Origin of the sequence: Laceyella sacchari (assembly GCF_004343255.1) — a bacterium.
GTDB lineage: Bacteria > Bacillota > Bacilli > Thermoactinomycetales > Thermoactinomycetaceae > Laceyella > Laceyella sacchari.
The window spans coordinates 1,141,927-1,158,505 of record NZ_SMDD01000001.1 but is presented as its reverse complement, the minus strand read 5'-3'; the positions used below and the strand labels follow the sequence as shown (position 1 = coordinate 1,158,505).

Sequence of the window (16,579 nt, the reverse complement as noted above, 5' to 3'; positions counted from 1 at the left end):
CCCTCTCTACTGATCCCAAGCGTCCGCATCCGCAATCACGGTGACATGGGAATGTTGTTTCAAGATGGATGCTGGCAAATCCTCCGATACAGGTTCATTTAACAAACGGTGTAAAATAGGCGCCTTATGTTTGCCGGACACCAACAACACAATGCGTTTGCTTCGCATGATCGTCGCCAAACCCATGGTGATCGCGTGTGAAGGCATGGTCTCCTCGTCATCGAAATACTGGCGATTCGCCTGTTTCGTCGACTCTGTCAACGTCACTACATGTGTAACCGATTGAAAAGGAGTGCCGGGTTCATTAAACCCGATATGCCCATTCATACCAATCCCCAGAATCTGCATATCAATGCCTCCGGCTGCCAGTATGGCCTCTTCATATTGGCGACATTCCTGCTCTAAATCAGCCGCTACGCCAGAGGGAATATGTGTCTGTGATTCTGGGATATCGATCCGGTCAAACAATTGCTTCCGCATATAACAGGCAAAACTGCTGGGATGTTCCGGCGCTAAACCGACATACTCATCCAAGTTAAATGTACGCACGCCAGCATACGATGTTCCCCGCTCTTGATGGTCGGAAACCATTTTCTGATATATCCCGGTCGGTGTCGCCCCCGTCGCCAAACCCAACACCGCATTCGGCTTCTGCTGGACTTGGGAGATGAGCATCGCCGCCGCTTTTTCGCATAGGTCGTCATAATCTGTTGCTCTGATGATCTCCATTACTACTACTCCTTTGCTTGATAAGCGATTGCCCCGCGGCAAATCGTCATGAATACATCCATTTGTTCATCAAGGATCACAAGATCTGCGTCTTTTCCCACTGCAATGCTTCCTTTGCGATCATATAAGTTCAATTCTTTGGCAGCGTTAGTCGCCGTCATTTGAATCAATTGTTCCATGGTGCAGTCAACAAATTGATGCATATTCTTCAGCGCATCTTTCATTTTCAAAATGCTACCGGCCAAGGTCCCATCAGCCAACCGGGCATCACGATCCGATACCGTGACCTCCTGCCCGCCGAGATCATATGTCCCGCTCTTTAGGCATTTGGCCCGCATGGAATCGGTGATAAGGATGATTCGTTCTGGAGTAATGGCCTTATACGCGACATTTACACTGTTTGGTTCGATGTGAATTCCGTCAACAATCATCTCGACCATCAATTCGTCGCGCACCAGCGCTGCACCAGCGACACCCGGTTCACGATGGTGAAACCCTCTCATGCCGTTAAACAGATGAGTGACGTGGCTTAAGCCTGCGTCAATCGCCTCGCTGATCTGTTGGTAACAGGCGTCTGAATGGCCCACGGACGCAATAACCCCTGTTTCTTTGAGATAACGTGTCAATTCAAGCCCACCCGGCTCTTCCGGAGCCAAAGTGACCAATCGAATGTGCCCTCGGGCCATGGACTGCCATTTGGCGAATTGTTCCCGGTCGGGATGGACAATATACTCTGGGGGTTGCGCGCCGGCGCGCTTCTTGTTTATGAACGGCCCTTCCAAGTGAATCCCTGCGCATTCCGCCTTCCCCGGCACCTGATGCCGTTCAATGAAGTCAGCCGCATTGATCAGCGCAGCCTCGATATTCTCGTGCGTTTGTGTAATCGTCGTCGCCAGAAAACAGGTTGTGCCTTCTTTTGGCAAGTGTGAGGCCATCGTGTCAAGCGCTTCCAATGTCGCATCCATGGTATCCGCACCAGCGGCTCCGTGGATGTGGACATCAATCATGCCAGGCAGAACTTGGTGTTCCGTTGATAATTGGATCACTTGTGCGTCTGTAAAATCTGGCATGTGATCCATCGGTCCGAAATTTTTGATTTTGCCATTGACTAGTTCAATATATCCAGGTGTGATTTTTCCATTCTCCGTAAAAATCGTTACATTGCTTATGATAAGTGGGGAAACCGGATTCATATGATTATCTCCTTTTTCCTTTCGTTACAATTTAAGTGTATCACCATCATGTATAGTTGTCTATACCACTTGTCCCCTTTCGCCAGATCACCTGTCCGCGACATCGGGAACAAATGGCTTAGTCTAGGGCGTGTCTGATGAATTGGGCAGCGGCTTCAAAACCATTTTCTCGTTCGCTTCACTTGTGCATCTGCACTCCTAGAGAAAAGGTGGTTTTTCCGTTTCTTCCCCACCAACCAGACTTGCCAGACACATCCTAGGCCCACCCGTATCAAATTTCCCACCATACTATCCCCTGCCTGTAAATTCCCTATGCAAAAACGGCCGAGGTGGTGTTCCCGGCCGCTTAAGATCAAGATCATTTGCTCTTCTATTTTTCCTGCTTATCATCGCATTCTGATTGTTGTCGCGCAATCTCCATCCTTAGCAATGGCTCGGGATCTTGCCATGTCGGAGGCTTGATCACTTTCCCATCTGACTCCCGGTAGCGTGGCTTGCCATCCTCCCACAATTTAGACATGTTGGCTTCGTGCACGATGCGGAAGAGCTCTTCCGGCCGCACACCCATTTCGACGAGTGTTCCCAGCGCCAGATACATGACATCAATCATGGCATCCGCTTGCTCAGTTAGCGTTTTTGCCTCCAGAAACTCTCGGATCTCCTCCATCATCCAATCAGCCCGCTTGTGCACGCGATCCTGTTCCAATTTACACGGCTTTTCTTGTACAGGGACATTAAACGCTTCATGAAACGCCTTCACATCTTTCCATGCTTTATTCATAAAGATGGCCTCCATTCATTTGCATAGTCCTAGCCCACATTGAATAATTTCGTTACCAGGAGGTGAGGATTTGATGTGGTTGCTCTTATTTCAAATCGCTCTAGTATTTATCACCATTCATTCCCTCTTGAACGCCTATCAGCTGTTCCGAGTGCAGAATTGGTTTGATTTCGTTTATCGCCTCTCTTTGTGTGCTGCCGCGCTTACCTTGTTGTTCAATCCGATCCCCATATGAAAGCACCTCCCTGGCAGGGAGGTGCTTTCATATTCACAGATCGCCGAAATCAAGTGAACTTGCCTTAGAATAGTTGGTTACTTTCTGTTCAAAGAAGTCTGTTTTGGTCGCATTCAAGTTAGAGAAGCTTTCCACCCATTTCATAGGATGAGAAGTAATCTCCGGATACAGGATCTCAAAGCCCAATCGGCTTAACCGCTCATTCGCCAAATACTTAATGTAGCGTTCCAACACGTCATTGTTAAGCCCCTGAATTTCATTGTTGGTGATGTATTGGCCCCAAGCGATCTCATGCTCCACTGCCGTCCGTGTCATCTCACGCAACTCTTCAACAAACTCCGGAGTGATCAAGTCCGGATTTTCGCTACGCAACTCTTTGATCATGTTTTGGAACAAAACGACATGGGTGAGTTCATCCCGTTGGATATACTTGATGATCGTCGCCGTAGCGGTCATCTTCCCTTGGCGTGCTAACGCATAGAAAAAGGAAAATCCGCTGTAGAAGTACAAAGACTCCAACAAGAAGTTAGCCATACATGTGCGAACAAAGTTTTTGTCGTTTGTGTCATCAACGAACTGCTGGTACAAATCGGCGATAAACCGATTCCGGCGCAAAAGGTGTTCGTCGTTACGCCACTCGTCATAAATGTTTTCGCGCGTCTCCGGCGAACAGACGCTATCCAAGATATAGCTGTAAGATTGAGCGTGAATCTCCTCTTGAAACGCTTGAATGTTCAACAGGGAGCTTACTTCTGGCGCCGTCACATACTCATTGATGTTGGGCAAATTCTCCCCTTGAATCGAATCCAGGAAGTTCAAAAAGGAGATCGTCTTGTCAAATGCTCGTCTTTCCGCTGGCGACAATTCCATGAATTGTTTTGCGTCACTCGCCAGCGGGATCTCTTCGGGAATCCAGAAGTTGTTCAGCATGGCTCGATACAGCTTGTGCGCCCAGTCATATTTGATCCGGTTCCACTCGCGCAGATTGGTGGTGTTGCCGTTGATCATACGTTGGGTTCCCCGTTGCCCGTGTTCGTTAAATATCTTTTTGCGTTCTAATTTCATGCCCTATCACCTTTCTACTGCTTCTGTTAGGAAGAACAGCTCACGCAATCTTCCACTTCCAATGATTGGTTACGCACATAGTAGATCGTTTTCAAGCCGTTGCTCCACGCATCCATGTACAGATCCAAGAATTCGCGCGCGGTGGTGTTTGGTGTGATATACAAGTTGAAGGATTGCGATTGGTCGATATGACGTTGCCGTCTTCCAGCCGCCCGAATGCTCCAATGTTGGTCGATTGCATGCGCTTCTTTGTAATACCATGTTGTTTCAGGGCTCAGGTTGGGAGCTGTTTGCGGAATGACCGCACCGCGTTTTTCTTCAACGAAATACTTGGCGTACACTGGATCAATGCCCGCAGTTGAGCCTGCGATCAGCGATGTGGACCCGGTTGGAGCTACGGCAAATACCCACGCATTGCGCATACCGTGCTTAGCCACTTCTGCCTGTAGTTTCTGCCAACGCTCATCGGTATAACCACGCTGTTTAAAATACTCTCCGGTCTGCCATTCGCTTCCTTCAAACAACGGATAATGCCCTTTTTCTTTAGCGATTTCCATTGAGCTGCGAATCGCATGGTACGCCAACTCTTCAAACAGCTCATCCGCCTCGTTCACATGCTCTTCTGATTCCCACATGATTTTCCGTTGTGCCAAGTATTGGTGGTAGCCGCTGGTGCCCAATCCCACTGCCCGATACTTCTTATTGGTCAATTCCGCTTGCTTTACGGGATAGATGTTGAGGTCGATTACATTGTCCAACATCCGCATTTGTACAGATACGATACGGGCAATGTCATCTTTGCTTTTCACCCGGCCCAAGTTGATCGAAGACAGGTTGCACACGACGAAGTCACCTGGCTTTTGTTTGGTGACGATCACGCCGTCTTCCAGTTCTTCAGAGATTAATTCAGTCGGTGACATGTTTTGGCAGATTTCGGTGCAGAGGTTTGAAGAATAAATAACCCCTTTGTGCTTGTTGGGATTAGCTCGGTTCACCGTATCACGGAAGAAAATAAACGGCGTTCCGGTCTCAAATGCGCTCACCATAATCCGCTTCATGATCTCGATGGCCGGAATCTCGGTCTTGTGCAGGTTCGGGTTGGCTACGCATTCTTCATAGCGGCGAGTGAACTCCTCTCCCCAATAATCTTCGATGGAATAGCCCATCACTTCGCGCACTTCATGGGGATCAAACAGATACCAGTTCTCCCGCGCTTTCACCCGTTCCATAAACACATCGGGAATGCATACACCAGGGAAAATGTCATGAGCTTTGAGGCGATCATCCCCGTTGTTCGTCTTCAAATTGAGGAAATCGAGGATGTCAGCATGCCACACATCCAAGTAAATGGCGAATGCTCCTCGGCGCACACCCAACTGATCCACAGCCACGGCCGTGTTATTGTAGTTGCGGATCCATGGAATCACACCGCCGGAAGCCCCTTTGTGACCGCGGATTTTTGATCCTTTGGAACGCACTTTACCCAAGTAAATCCCCACTCCGCCGCCGTGTTTGGACACTTGCGCCGTCGCGGAGTTGGTATTGTAAATCGACCACAGGGAATCATCCACAGTGTCGATAAAACATGAAGACAGCTGGTGTAGCGGTTTACCCGCATTGCTGAGCGTCGGGGTGGCCACTGTCATCTCCAGCTTGGACAGCACATCATAAAACTGCTTGGCCCAACCGACACGGTCGACTTCGTTTTGCGCCAGATGCATAGCGATCACCATGAAACGCTCTTGAGGCAGTTCCATCACTTTCCCATCATAGTCACGCACGATATACCGGTCCGCCAGCACTTTTAATCCGATATAATTGAATAGATAGTCCCGCTCAGGCTTAATGTACTTCTCCAGCTCATCCAGCTCTGCTTTCGTGTAACGCTCCAACAAATATTTTCCGTACAAGCCCTTTTCCGTCAAGCTATGTACCAGAGCATGCAGATTGCCGTATTTATCCTGCGCTTTATATCCCCGGTTTTGGGCCGCTTCCTCATACAAGCCATGGGCGAGCAGATGGGCAGCGACAAATTGCCAGTCCGGCTCTTCGACGCTCGTTTTTTCAACAGCAGCTTGGATGACGATTTGCAACACTTCTTTGTCGCTCATGTTGTCTCGCAACTGCATCGCCGCATCTTCAATCAATTGTTCTTTGTTTAAATGAGGAAAACGCGCACACGCATCATCGATTAAGCCACGGTAGCGCGTCAGCTTATCAACAGAAATATCGATCATGGATCATCACGTCCGTTCTACTATATATAGTCGCTTTAGTAGTATAGCTAATACAAGATATTGTGCCAAATCGAAAAAAAGGAGGAAAAAAGAAATACGAGGAACCATTAAGACATAACCATCTGTTTTTGTCTTTTTTCTCTTTTAAACTCCTCTCTCTCAGGTTTGACTAACACTTGAAATATATTAATAAAACCAGATCAACACGTTTCATTATCAAAAAATAGTAAGACTCAACAAAGCAACATAATAACATACTTTGGCGTAGTTTAATCTCCAAAAAATTTTTTGACTTTTAGGAGGCGATCCACTTGCTTCACAGTCAACGCTCTTTCATGTTAGCCATCATCATAGCCTTGTGCTTGACCGCATGTGCACCAGCTGAGCTCTCCACTCCATCCGCGTCCAAGCGAGCGTCAGCCATCTCCCTGCGGGCAACCGCACCGCAACCCATACTCAAACGGCAACTCACCGATTTTGAACAAACCCTCATGCGCAAACCAGGCGATCTGCACGGCTCTCAGTTTACAGAAAATAAACTTCAGGCGCGGTTAGCCACCGTGAAGCGAACCCAATCGGCAGACGCTACTTTCAGCCAATTGCTACAATGGTTCCACGAAGATTATCGGCGCTTGGTCATGGAAACTGCCAATTTTTCTACGGATATCAATCCCACAACACAACAACCAGCAAATACCATCATTTTAGAAAAGCCGACACACTTCGCCATCCTGCTTGATGCCAGCGGAAGCATGGCTGAAAAAGTGAATGCCAGCACAAAAATGCAAAGCGCCAAAAAAGCAATCGCTACGTTTGTCAGCAAATTGCCCCCGGCGGCTACCATTTCCCTACGAGTATACGGCCACAAGGGCACAAACCAAGCTAGGGACAAAGCGCTCTCATGCCGAAGCACAGAAGCCATCTTTCCCGCATCCACTTACAACGCCACCCGATTTTCCCAAGCGCTCGACGCCATAAGCCCTAGCGGTTGGACACCCATCGCCGCCAGCTTGGCCGCAGTACAAAAAGATGTTCCACCTCAAGCTGAAGAAGTCCATCTATATCTAATCAGCGACGGTGAGGAAACGTGCGGCGGAAATCCGGTTCAACTCATGTCTCAACTTCGCCAAAGCGCGATACGCCCTCACGTCCATGTGATCGGATTTCGCATCAACGATGCAGGACAAAAAGCTTTAAAACAGATGGCCGAAGCCGGTATGGGCACCTTCACTTATGTAGACAGCGGTGAAGAGTTGGACCGTTTTTTGGATGCCGAACACCAGCGGCTCATGCGTGAATGGTTGCATTGGGGCCGGAAAAACGGAAGCGAGGCGCTCCGGATGCGCCAGCAAAAAATAAGCGAGCTGGATCGTTTATTGATGCGTTGGAAATCAACCGCGGACCGAGAAATAAACCGGATGAAATTGGCATTGCGCTATTTGGAACAAACTGGCTATCCCCCCGTACAGCGAGATAAATTGAAACAGCTCATCCAGGAGCGAAGCGACCAATTTGACGCCTATCGCACGGAAACCCGCCGCTCTTTGCAAGCAGCCATCCAAAAAAGCGGTTGGGAGGCATGGAGCAACATTTGGGATGAAGGGGCTCGCCAAATGAGAAAAGCGATGGAAAACTAACATCACGACACCAACGTTTATGTTCTATTCTAAAATTTCCGTTCACTTTTAATGTAATTTATTGTATAATTAGAATATATATCCAAGTTTTTTGCTCGTTTGTCTCCATTCGTGTGCATCTCCAATTTGGGGTGGGATAATGAAATCCGTGTTATTGCTCTTGATCGCAATCATCAGCGAAGTTATCGCAACCTGTGCGCTCAAAGAGTCTGCCGGCTTCACCCGATTGCTCCCGACCTTGATCGTGATCATCGGCTACGGAATCGCTTTTTATCTGTTCACCATCAGTTTAGAACAAATTCCCTTGGGGATCGCCTATGCCGTCTGGTCCGGATTGGGAACGGCCGGTACCATTCTTGTCGCCAATTTACTGTGGAACGAGAAATTACAACTGGTCCAGATGGCCGGCATCGTACTGATCATTGTCGGCAGTGTGATGGTGAATCTCTTTAACCAACCTTCTACTTGAAATCAAATGAGCAGGCCAACCATAAAAATTGGCCTGCTCATTTGATTGATTATTTACGGTAGATATTTCGCCGTTTTTAGACGATGTCAAAGTCTTTATCCTTCTTCCAGTGTCGCTGACTGGCATGGTCATGCATTTAGTTTGTTCAACAAACTTGTTTATCATATAGATAAGAAAAAACAGGGTGATGGTCGGACATCCCCCTGTTCATGATCGTCTACGACAGATTATAAGGACTTGCTCCAATCGTGCACGGCATCACCTTCAAGGAAGCGTTCGCAATCCAACGCCGCCATACACCCCGAGCCAGCAGCAGTGATCGCTTGCCGGTACACATGATCCTGCACGTCACCGCAGGCAAATACGCCTGGCACATTGGTTTTGGTTGTTCCCGGTTCCACTTTGAGGTAACCCGCCTCATCCATCTCCAGTTGGCCTTCCAAGAAATCGGTGTTTGGTTTGTGTCCGATGGCCACAAAAATGCCGTCGGTGTGAATGATCTCCTCTTCACCGGTTTCGTTGTTTTTCACTTTCAGTCCCGTCACACCTTGCTCGCCGCGGATCACTTCGACTGGCGTGCGGTTCAAACTCCATTTGATCTTTTCGTTTTTACGGGCCCGATCTTGCATGATTTTAGACGCGCGAAGCTCGTTGCGACGATGCACCAACGTCACTTCTGTGGCAAAGCGGGTAAGGAAATTAGCTTCTTCCATCGCCGAATCGCCGCCGCCGACCACGATAATTTTCTTGCCTCTGAAAAAGAACCCATCACAAGTGGCACATGTGCTTACCCCTTGCCCGATGTTTTCCTTCTCACCCGGAATACCAAGCAATTTGGCCGAAGCTCCTGTGGAAATGATCAAGGCTTCCGTCTCAATGCGCTCTTCCCCCATGTACAACGTGAACGGACGTTTCGACAAATCGACTTTCTGCACCCATCCCCGCTTAAACCGAGCACCGAAACGTTCGGCTTGTTTGCGCATGTTATCCATCAGCTCCGGCCCCATGATGCCATCAGGAAAACCCGGGAAATTCTCCACTTCGGTTGTCGTGGTCAATTGCCCACCCGGTTCTGGCCCCTCAATCACCAACGGCTCCATGTTGGCGCGTGCCAAATAAATAGCCGCCGTCAAACCAGCTGGCCCCGTGCCTAGAACAATCACTTTATTCATCTTTTCCGCCTCCTACTGCCTGGTTGATGCGATATGTATCTTGAAAATGCATCAACCAACATTTATTTTAACCCAGCCCCGGCATCCAGCAAGATGTTTTTCATACAAGGCTGAGCCATATGACACCCGAGATTCATATCCCTGTAGGCATGCCATCCGTCACCTGCATGGCATGCCTTATATTTCCCTGCATCCGCAGGTGCCAAACTGCTTTTTAGAATCATTCTAATCTACTTTTTTCGCTTCAGCAAATGCTTTTAAAAAGTTGGCTGGCGAATGGGCTCCCGACAAAGCCAGCTTTTCGTCAATAATGACAAAAGGAACTCCTTGAATTCCGATTTGCCGTGCCAATGCCAAATCCGCTTCAATCTCCTCCCGTTTCGCATCTTCTGTCAACGCCGTCCGCACCTCATCCAAATCCAATCCCACACGGGCAGCCAGCTCCAGCAAGACCTCCAATGACCCCACATCTTTGCCTTCCTCAAACTCAGCCACATGCAAGACATCCAACATCCCATCCACTAGCGCTGGCGGGGTACACTTGAGCAAAGTGTGTGCCAACCATGTATTGGGCATCCGCTCGACTTTCGTGAAATCAAAGTGGAGACCGATGTCTGCCCCGGCCCGGGTCACTTGCGCAAACACTTGCATCATCCGCTCCCGGCCGCCCATTTTCTCTGCCATGTGCTCTTGGAAAGAGCGTCCTTCTTTGGGCATATCCGGTTCCAGCAAAAAGGATCGGTAGCGGATAGTCACTTCTTCATCATGCTCCCGCTTCCACTCAGCCAATGCCGTGAAAAGGTATTTCTTGCCGATCCGGCACCACGGACAGACAATATCATGAAAAATATCGATAATCATTCCTATGCTCCTTACTTTTTTAAAGTTGGTATTTTTCTATTATACTCATTGTGAGGGCTGACTGACTATCCTTAATTTGCGATTACATGGATAAAACCCCTGTCATTTCTTCCACAATATGCTATGATGGCAATTGATCCGCGATTTTTTTATTATACTTACATTTTTACACACATCTTGATTGCAGGAGGGGGCGCATGGTGGCCACTAGAAAAAGTCAACGTTTAGATAAAGTGTTAGTGCACATGGGCGTTGGCACGCGCAAAGAAATTAGGAAACTGACCAAAGCAGGCCGGATCAAAGTGAACGGGTCCGCGGTGAATGACCCGAGTGTGCACGTCATGCCCGAAACGGACGATATCACCGTCGACGGCATCACCATCGATTACCGCGAGCACATCTATTTGATGATGAACAAACCGCAAGGCGTCATATCAGCAACCGAAGACCGCAATGAAGAAGTCGTCACTGACCTGTTGGAACAAGAACACCGCGTATTTGAACCATTTCCCGTCGGACGGTTGGATAAGGATACCGAAGGTCTGCTGTTGCTCACTAGCGACGGAAAATTGTCACACCAGTTGCTTTCTCCCAAAAAACACGTACCCAAAACTTATTACGCTGAGGTAGATGGTGTAGTTACGGAAGAAGACGCACTCGCCTTTAAACACGGGGTGACCTTGGATGATGGCTACGTAACGATGCCTGGCGAACTCACCATTCTCTCGTCCGGCCCACGATCCGAAATCGAGTTAACCATCTACGAAGGCAAATACCATCAGGTCAAACGCATGTTTGAAGCCGTCGGAAAAAAAGTGGTGTTTCTCAAGCGGATCGCCATGGGACCGCTTACTTTGGACCCCGAATTGGAACCAGGCGAATACCGGGAATTGACACCGGAAGAACTCGCCCTGCTCAAAGGAGAAAACAACGGCAACTAGTATCCCCCCCCCCTCATTTGTAAACCATTCGCAGGGGGGGGCCTGCAAGCCCGACTTGAATGGATTTTTATTCTAAGTTAAAATCATGATGCAATTTCTTCCCCAATGGTAAAAATAACAATGCACCAACAAAAATGAATTCAAGGGGGCAGTCTATGAACAAGCAAACGCAGAATGAGTCATTGGCACGAGGATTAAGCGACCGGCATATCCAGCTGATCGCGATTGGGGGCGCAATCGGCGTAGGATTATTTTTGGGTTCAGCTTCCGCCATCCAAGCAGCAGGGCCCGCACTGGTGCTCTCTTACGCCATCGGCGGGATTATCATCTTTTTTATCATGCGTGCATTAGGAGAGCTGATCCTCTACAAACCTGTCTCGGGCTCCTTCAGTACATACGCAGCTGAAATGATCGGGCCATGGGCAGGATTCATCACCGGCTGGACGTATTGGTTTATGTGGGTCGTCACAGGGATGGCCGAAATTACAGCTGTGGGCATCTATGTGAACACATGGTTCCCAGACATACCGCAGTGGATTCCCGCACTCATCGCCCTCGTTGCGGTGTATTTGGTCAACCTCATCGCCGTCAAGGCGTTTGGTGAGGTGGAGTTCTGGTTTGCCCTGATCAAAGTAGCCACCATCTTGGTATTGATCGTAGTCGGTCTCGTCATGATCACAACCGGCTGGGGCAACAACGGAGAAGCTGTCGGATTCTCCAACCTGTGGGAGCATGGCGGTTTCATGCCCAAAGGAATTACGGGAGTATTGTTCGCTTTGCAAATGGTCATGTTCGCTTTCTTGGGCGTTGAGATGGTGGGGATTGCCGCCGGGGAAGCTCAAAATCCGGAGAAAACAATCCCTTCGGCAGTGAATAAAATCATCTGGCGCATTCTCATTTTTTACATCGGAGCGTTGATTGTGATCCTCTCGCTCTATCCATGGAACCAACTGGACGGCAAGACGAGTCCATTTGTACTGACCTTTGCCAAGATCGGCATTCCCGCCGCGGCCAGCATCATCAATTTCGTCATCCTGACTGCCGCCTTGTCTTCCTGTAACAGCGGCATCTTCAGTACCGGTCGCATGCTATTCACACTGGCGGGACAAAATCATGCACCACAAGCACTTCACTATGTGAGCAGACGCCAAGTTCCATCCCGAGGAATCACGGTGTCCGCCATTGTCTTGTTGTTTGGCGTGGTGCTTAATTATTTCATTCCTGAGAAAGCGTTTACTTACATCACCAGCGTTGCAACTTTCGGTGCATTGTGGGTCTGGGGCATTATCTTGTACGCCCATATCAAGTTCAGACAAAAACACCAGCCCACTTCGTTTAAAATGCCGGGCACACCTTGGACCAACTGGATTGGCATCATCTTTTTGATCGGTGTGGGGGCGCTATTGTCTTTGGAAGAAAGCACCCGCATCGCCCTGTATGTGGCACCCATTTGGTTCGGCATTCTCGCCTTGAGTTACCAATTGGTACGCAAATACAATAAAAACGACGCATAATGTCATATCCGTCTCCCCTATTCTTGGGGAGACCTTTTCTTATCTAATACAAACACATCGTTCAAAGGGTGGCACTCACCAAGTGTATGTCGGCACCCTCAAACGGATATCACTCTGAAACAGAAAGTAGCCAACCTGAACTTTATTGACTCAACCCTTGCATAAGCATCCCAACGCGTCGATCTTTGGTATTGTCTGAATTTTTCACCACCAAGGTAACATTCGCAGCGATGGCCGAACCGATTCCTCACGGTCCCACCTGCCACCGATTGGCGAACATCGCCCGTCGACATCAGACAACCAAGGGGTCTTCTTGCAATCCTTCTCAACTTACTTGACACGATGGCATCGGCACGATATCATTTGTATGTACAAACAAAGAAATGGGTGCGATTTACAATGATCGAAGAACAAATGAGCCATTGTCTTTTCATTGCCGTTAGCCGCTTTTCACGAACCATCACCAAAATGGCCGAAGAAGAGTTTGCCTCTATCCATTTGTCTCCCACTTACGCTTTCCTGCTGATGATCATAGCGGAAAAGCCGGGTCTTTCGCTCAAGGAGTGTTGCGAAAAATTACATATCGCCCCCTCGACAGGTACCCGGTTTATTGACAAATTGATCGCCAAAGGATTGGTTGAGAGGAAAGCGGTGGGTAAACTCGCTTTGATGTACCCCACCGAGAAAGGATACGCTTTGGTCGAACCCATCCGCGAATGCTGGAAGAACTTGTACACACGCTATTCAACCTTGATCGGGGTAGATGAAGGTTGCCAATTGGCGAAACGGCTGATGATCGCCAACGCTAAACTGGAACAAGAAAATAACTAACCCTTTGCTCCATCATTTGTTTTGTACACACTTTTATAAGCTCACCATGCAGGAGGTCGACACACATGAAAACACTGGTGATTGTGGCCCACCCTAATCTGGACCAATCCCGCATCAACAAACGTTGGGTGGCCAAATTACGCGAATATCCTGAACAAGTGACCGTTCATGACTTATATGCAACTTACCCCGACGGAAACATCGACGTGGCGAAAGAACAAGCGCTGGTGATGGAACATGACAGAATCGTCTTTCAGTTCCCCTTTTATTGGTACAGCACCCCGGCGCTGTTAAAACAATGGCAGGATGACGTGTTGGCTTATGGTTGGGCCTATGGCAAAGAAGGAACCAAACTCCATGGCAAAGAGTTTGTGGCAGCCGTATCCATCGGCGCTCCCATGGAAAACTACAAAGCGATGGGTTATTCAGTCGACCTGCTCACGCTCCCTCTCAAAGCCATGAACCATTTCACCGGCATGACTTATCTTGAACCCTTCCACTTCTATGGAGCCAACACCGCCACCGACGAACAAATCGAAGCCGGCGCCGAACAATACGTTGCCCATATTCTCAATCCTGCACTGACAACCGCGAAGAGCTAAGAGGGGGAGTATCCCCCTCTGTTTTAAAACATCGGATAAAACAAGGTGGTTTATTTGATCAGAATGGCATGGATCGCCATACTCGCTTCGATGATGCTTTTCTTGGTGTCTTGTCAGAATGACCCACCAGCGAAAGAACCGTTAACCAATGAAAAGGTTAAACAAGTTCTCCACACCATCCCTGATCATTTCAAAAAAAAGCTGCGCTTACCCACACACCTTCCGTTTAACCCGACAAACATGGAGGCTCATTATTCATCATTACACAAACATAGCTACCAACAAGATTATGTACAAAACACTGAACATGTGGTTTATTTCACCATCACGGAGAGTACATCCACTTTCAACAACCTGGAAAAAATAAAGCTAACCAGTGAAATCGACGCATTTTATGAGGAAAAAGGCATCTTATATTGGAATGATAAAAAAAACCATGTTCATTACCTTTTGTCAACAGTAGACCACTCCAAGCAAAAACAATACAAACTTTCCAAAGAACAGCTAGTAAAAATCGCTACCAGTGCCATTCCCCTCGAGTGAATCGGCTGGCCGCGAGCAAGAACCCTCTTGAAGAAAAACAAGCCTTTGATTTGGGTACGTATGCGTCAAATCAAAGGCTTGACCAATTTTTCATTCAAGACTTTTATCATCTGTCTGTGTGTATGCCCATGATTCTTTCGATTCGCTCCACATCCACATGCTGGCGCAACCACACTGCCAAATCGGCATACACTTGTTGGCGGTCGACGGCAGGGTCTGAGGCGAGCGTCAACCCCTTCTCGTCTCCAATAAACTGCAACCACTTTTGCACAAAGCGTCCATTGTCAAACAACCCGTGCAAATACGTCCCCATGACCCGTCCATCGGCAGATATCGCTCCGTCTTCTCTTCCATCGACCCAACGCAACAACGGCATGACACCCTTTCCCCTGGTGGTGCGCCCCAGATGTATCTCATAACCGGACACTTCCACTTGATCAGCCCACTCCGCTAGCAGGCACCCTGTTTGTTGCCTTGTTTCTTTGACCGGCACAAAATCGGTCTCCACCGCTAGCAAACCTAACCCTGACTCCACCCCGCCAGCACCCTCGATCTGCCCTTCATCCCGCAGCACACGACCCAACATCTGATATCCACCGCAAATGCCAACGACAAACGACCCGCGTTCATAAGCTTGTAGGATCGCTTCCATCCAGCCATTCGCTTTCAGCCACTGCAAATCATGTATGGTGTTTTTGGTGCCTGGAAGGATGATCACATCCGGCGCACCCAACTGATCCACAGACTGCACGTAACGAACAGCGCATGCCGACTGACGGGACAACGGCACAAAATCAGTGAAGTTGGAAATATAGGGCAGGCATACAATTGCCACATCCAGCTTGTCCCCTTCCGCTTGTTGATCGCCGCGCATGTTTTGCAAAGCGAGAGAATCTTCTGGATCTACTTCCATCCGGATGGTCGGCAGAACCCCCAGAACTGGAACACCAGTCCTCTCTTCCAGCCAAGCCAGGCCGGATTCCAACAATTCTTTGCTTCCTCGAAACTTATTGACGATCCATCCTTTAACCCGTTTTCGCTCCTCTTCCGTCAATAGTTCATAGGTTCCTACACAAGACGCAAACATCCCACCCCGCTCGATATCCGCCACCAACAAGACGGGAGCATCCACCAGCTCGGCAACTCGCATATTGGCAATATCACGATCTTTCAAATTAATTTCAGCTGGGCTACCCGCCCCTTCAATCACCAATACCTCCACTTGTTCCGCCAAACGCGCAAGCGATGCCCGCACCGGTTCCAACATCTCCTCCAACGTCCGAGCACGGTACGTCATTGCTGGCATATCCGCCCATCGCTTCCCATGCACGATCACTTCCGACACCATCTCCCCTTTCGGTTTGAGGAGAATGGGATTCATGTCGTATGTCGCTTCAATCCCTGCCGCCTCCGCTTGGGCTCCTTGTGCCCGGCCAATTTCATGACCTGAACGCGTCACATAAGAGTTTAAAGACATGTTTTGCGATTTAAAAGGCGCCACCCGATAACCCCGTTCATAAAAATGCCGGCATAGCGCCGTACAAATCACGCTTTTTCCCACATCAGATGCAGTGCCTTGGATCATGATCGTCTTCAATATATCCTCCCCTTTGGATATCAAGTGGAATCATCAGCATGACCTTCGTACATCTCGCTTATCTTAGCCCAGAAGACCATCATGTGCAAGCGCTGGCTAGCCTTGTGTATGGACTCGAGAAACGGTGTTGTCATGCTAAGCAATTCAATAATAAAGGATTTTATTTATAAAT

At 48.7% G+C, this 16,579-nt stretch carries 16 protein-coding genes; 8 read left to right on the top strand and 8 right to left on the bottom strand.

Annotated features, from left to right (window positions below; genetic code table 11):
- Positions 1-6 precede the first annotated feature (6 nt).
- The 3 genes from nagB to EDC32_RS05545 form a co-directional block, all read right to left on the bottom strand.
- Positions 7-729 carry a glucosamine-6-phosphate deaminase gene (gene nagB, locus EDC32_RS05555; protein WP_132220334.1) on the bottom strand — a complete coding sequence of 241 codons (723 nt, stop codon included), beginning with the start codon at positions 727-729 and terminating at the stop codon, positions 7-9.
- Positions 730-734: 5 nt separating this feature from the next.
- Positions 735-1,922: an N-acetylglucosamine-6-phosphate deacetylase gene (gene nagA / locus EDC32_RS05550; protein WP_132220332.1), complete on the bottom strand. Its 1,188-nt coding sequence runs from the start codon at positions 1,920-1,922 to the stop codon at positions 735-737.
- A 370-nt stretch (positions 1,923-2,292) separates the two neighbouring features.
- Positions 2,293-2,703 carry a pyrophosphohydrolase domain-containing protein gene (locus EDC32_RS05545; protein WP_246026853.1) on the bottom strand — a complete coding sequence of 137 codons (411 nt, stop codon included), beginning with the start codon at positions 2,701-2,703 and terminating at the stop codon, positions 2,293-2,295.
- Positions 2,704-2,773: 70 nt separating this feature from the next.
- Here EDC32_RS05545 and EDC32_RS16280 point away from each other — a divergent pair, with 70 nt between their 5' ends.
- Positions 2,774-2,938, top strand: a complete 165-nt coding sequence (locus EDC32_RS16280) for a hypothetical protein (protein ID WP_157053463.1) — start codon at positions 2,774-2,776, stop codon at positions 2,936-2,938.
- A 33-nt stretch (positions 2,939-2,971) separates the two neighbouring features.
- Here EDC32_RS16280 and EDC32_RS05540 read toward each other — a convergent pair whose 3' ends face one another.
- Together EDC32_RS05540 and EDC32_RS05535 are read right to left on the bottom strand one after the other, a co-directional pair.
- A complete protein-coding gene (locus tag EDC32_RS05540; protein WP_132220330.1) occupies positions 2,972-4,003 on the bottom strand; it encodes a ribonucleotide-diphosphate reductase subunit beta in 1,032 nt (343 codons plus the stop codon).
- A gap of 26 nt (positions 4,004-4,029) precedes the next feature.
- Entirely contained in the window at positions 4,030-6,240 is a 2,211-nt protein-coding gene (locus tag EDC32_RS05535) for a ribonucleoside-diphosphate reductase subunit alpha (protein WP_132220328.1), read from the bottom strand.
- A gap of 311 nt (positions 6,241-6,551) precedes the next feature.
- Here EDC32_RS05535 and EDC32_RS05530 point away from each other — a divergent pair, with 311 nt between their 5' ends.
- Entirely contained in the window at positions 6,552-7,877 is a 1,326-nt protein-coding gene (locus EDC32_RS05530; protein WP_132220326.1) for a VWA domain-containing protein, read from the top strand.
- Positions 7,878-8,016: 139 nt separating this feature from the next.
- Positions 8,017-8,346: a DMT family transporter gene (locus EDC32_RS05525; protein ID WP_132220324.1), complete on the top strand. Its 330-nt coding sequence runs from the start codon at positions 8,017-8,019 to the stop codon at positions 8,344-8,346.
- Positions 8,347-8,573: 227 nt separating this feature from the next.
- On the opposite strand, the gene trxB is transcribed toward EDC32_RS05525, so the two are convergent.
- On the bottom strand, positions 8,574-9,518 hold the full coding sequence (gene trxB / locus EDC32_RS05520; RefSeq protein ID WP_022739031.1) for a thioredoxin-disulfide reductase: 945 nt from the start codon (positions 9,516-9,518) through the stop codon (positions 8,574-8,576).
- 225 nt (positions 9,519-9,743) lie between these two features.
- Positions 9,744-10,379 carry a DsbA family oxidoreductase gene (locus EDC32_RS05515; protein ID WP_132220322.1) on the bottom strand — a complete coding sequence of 212 codons (636 nt, stop codon included), beginning with the start codon at positions 10,377-10,379 and terminating at the stop codon, positions 9,744-9,746.
- A 197-nt stretch (positions 10,380-10,576) separates the two neighbouring features.
- Here EDC32_RS05515 and EDC32_RS05510 point away from each other — a divergent pair, with 197 nt between their 5' ends.
- The 5 genes from EDC32_RS05510 (at position 10,577) to EDC32_RS05490 (ending at position 14,810) form a co-directional block, all read left to right on the top strand.
- Complete coding sequence (locus tag EDC32_RS05510; protein ID WP_170176048.1) at positions 10,577-11,320, top strand: pseudouridine synthase; 744 nt, start codon at positions 10,577-10,579, stop codon at positions 11,318-11,320.
- 155 nt (positions 11,321-11,475) lie between these two features.
- Positions 11,476-12,834 (top strand): amino acid permease, encoded by a 1,359-nt coding sequence (locus tag EDC32_RS05505; RefSeq protein ID WP_132220318.1) that lies wholly within the window; start codon positions 11,476-11,478, stop codon positions 12,832-12,834.
- Between the two features lie 399 nt (positions 12,835-13,233).
- On the top strand, positions 13,234-13,665 hold the full coding sequence (locus EDC32_RS05500; protein WP_132220316.1) for a MarR family winged helix-turn-helix transcriptional regulator: 432 nt from the start codon (positions 13,234-13,236) through the stop codon (positions 13,663-13,665).
- A gap of 65 nt (positions 13,666-13,730) precedes the next feature.
- A complete protein-coding gene (locus EDC32_RS05495) occupies positions 13,731-14,267 on the top strand; it encodes an NAD(P)H-dependent oxidoreductase (protein WP_170176047.1) in 537 nt (178 codons plus the stop codon).
- Between the two features lie 54 nt (positions 14,268-14,321).
- Entirely contained in the window at positions 14,322-14,810 is a 489-nt protein-coding gene (locus EDC32_RS05490; RefSeq protein ID WP_132220314.1) for a hypothetical protein, read from the top strand.
- A 106-nt stretch (positions 14,811-14,916) separates the two neighbouring features.
- On the opposite strand, the gene EDC32_RS05485 is transcribed toward EDC32_RS05490, so the two are convergent.
- A complete protein-coding gene (locus EDC32_RS05485) occupies positions 14,917-16,407 on the bottom strand; it encodes a cobyric acid synthase (RefSeq protein ID WP_246026852.1) in 1,491 nt (496 codons plus the stop codon).
- Positions 16,408-16,579 lie beyond the last annotated feature (172 nt).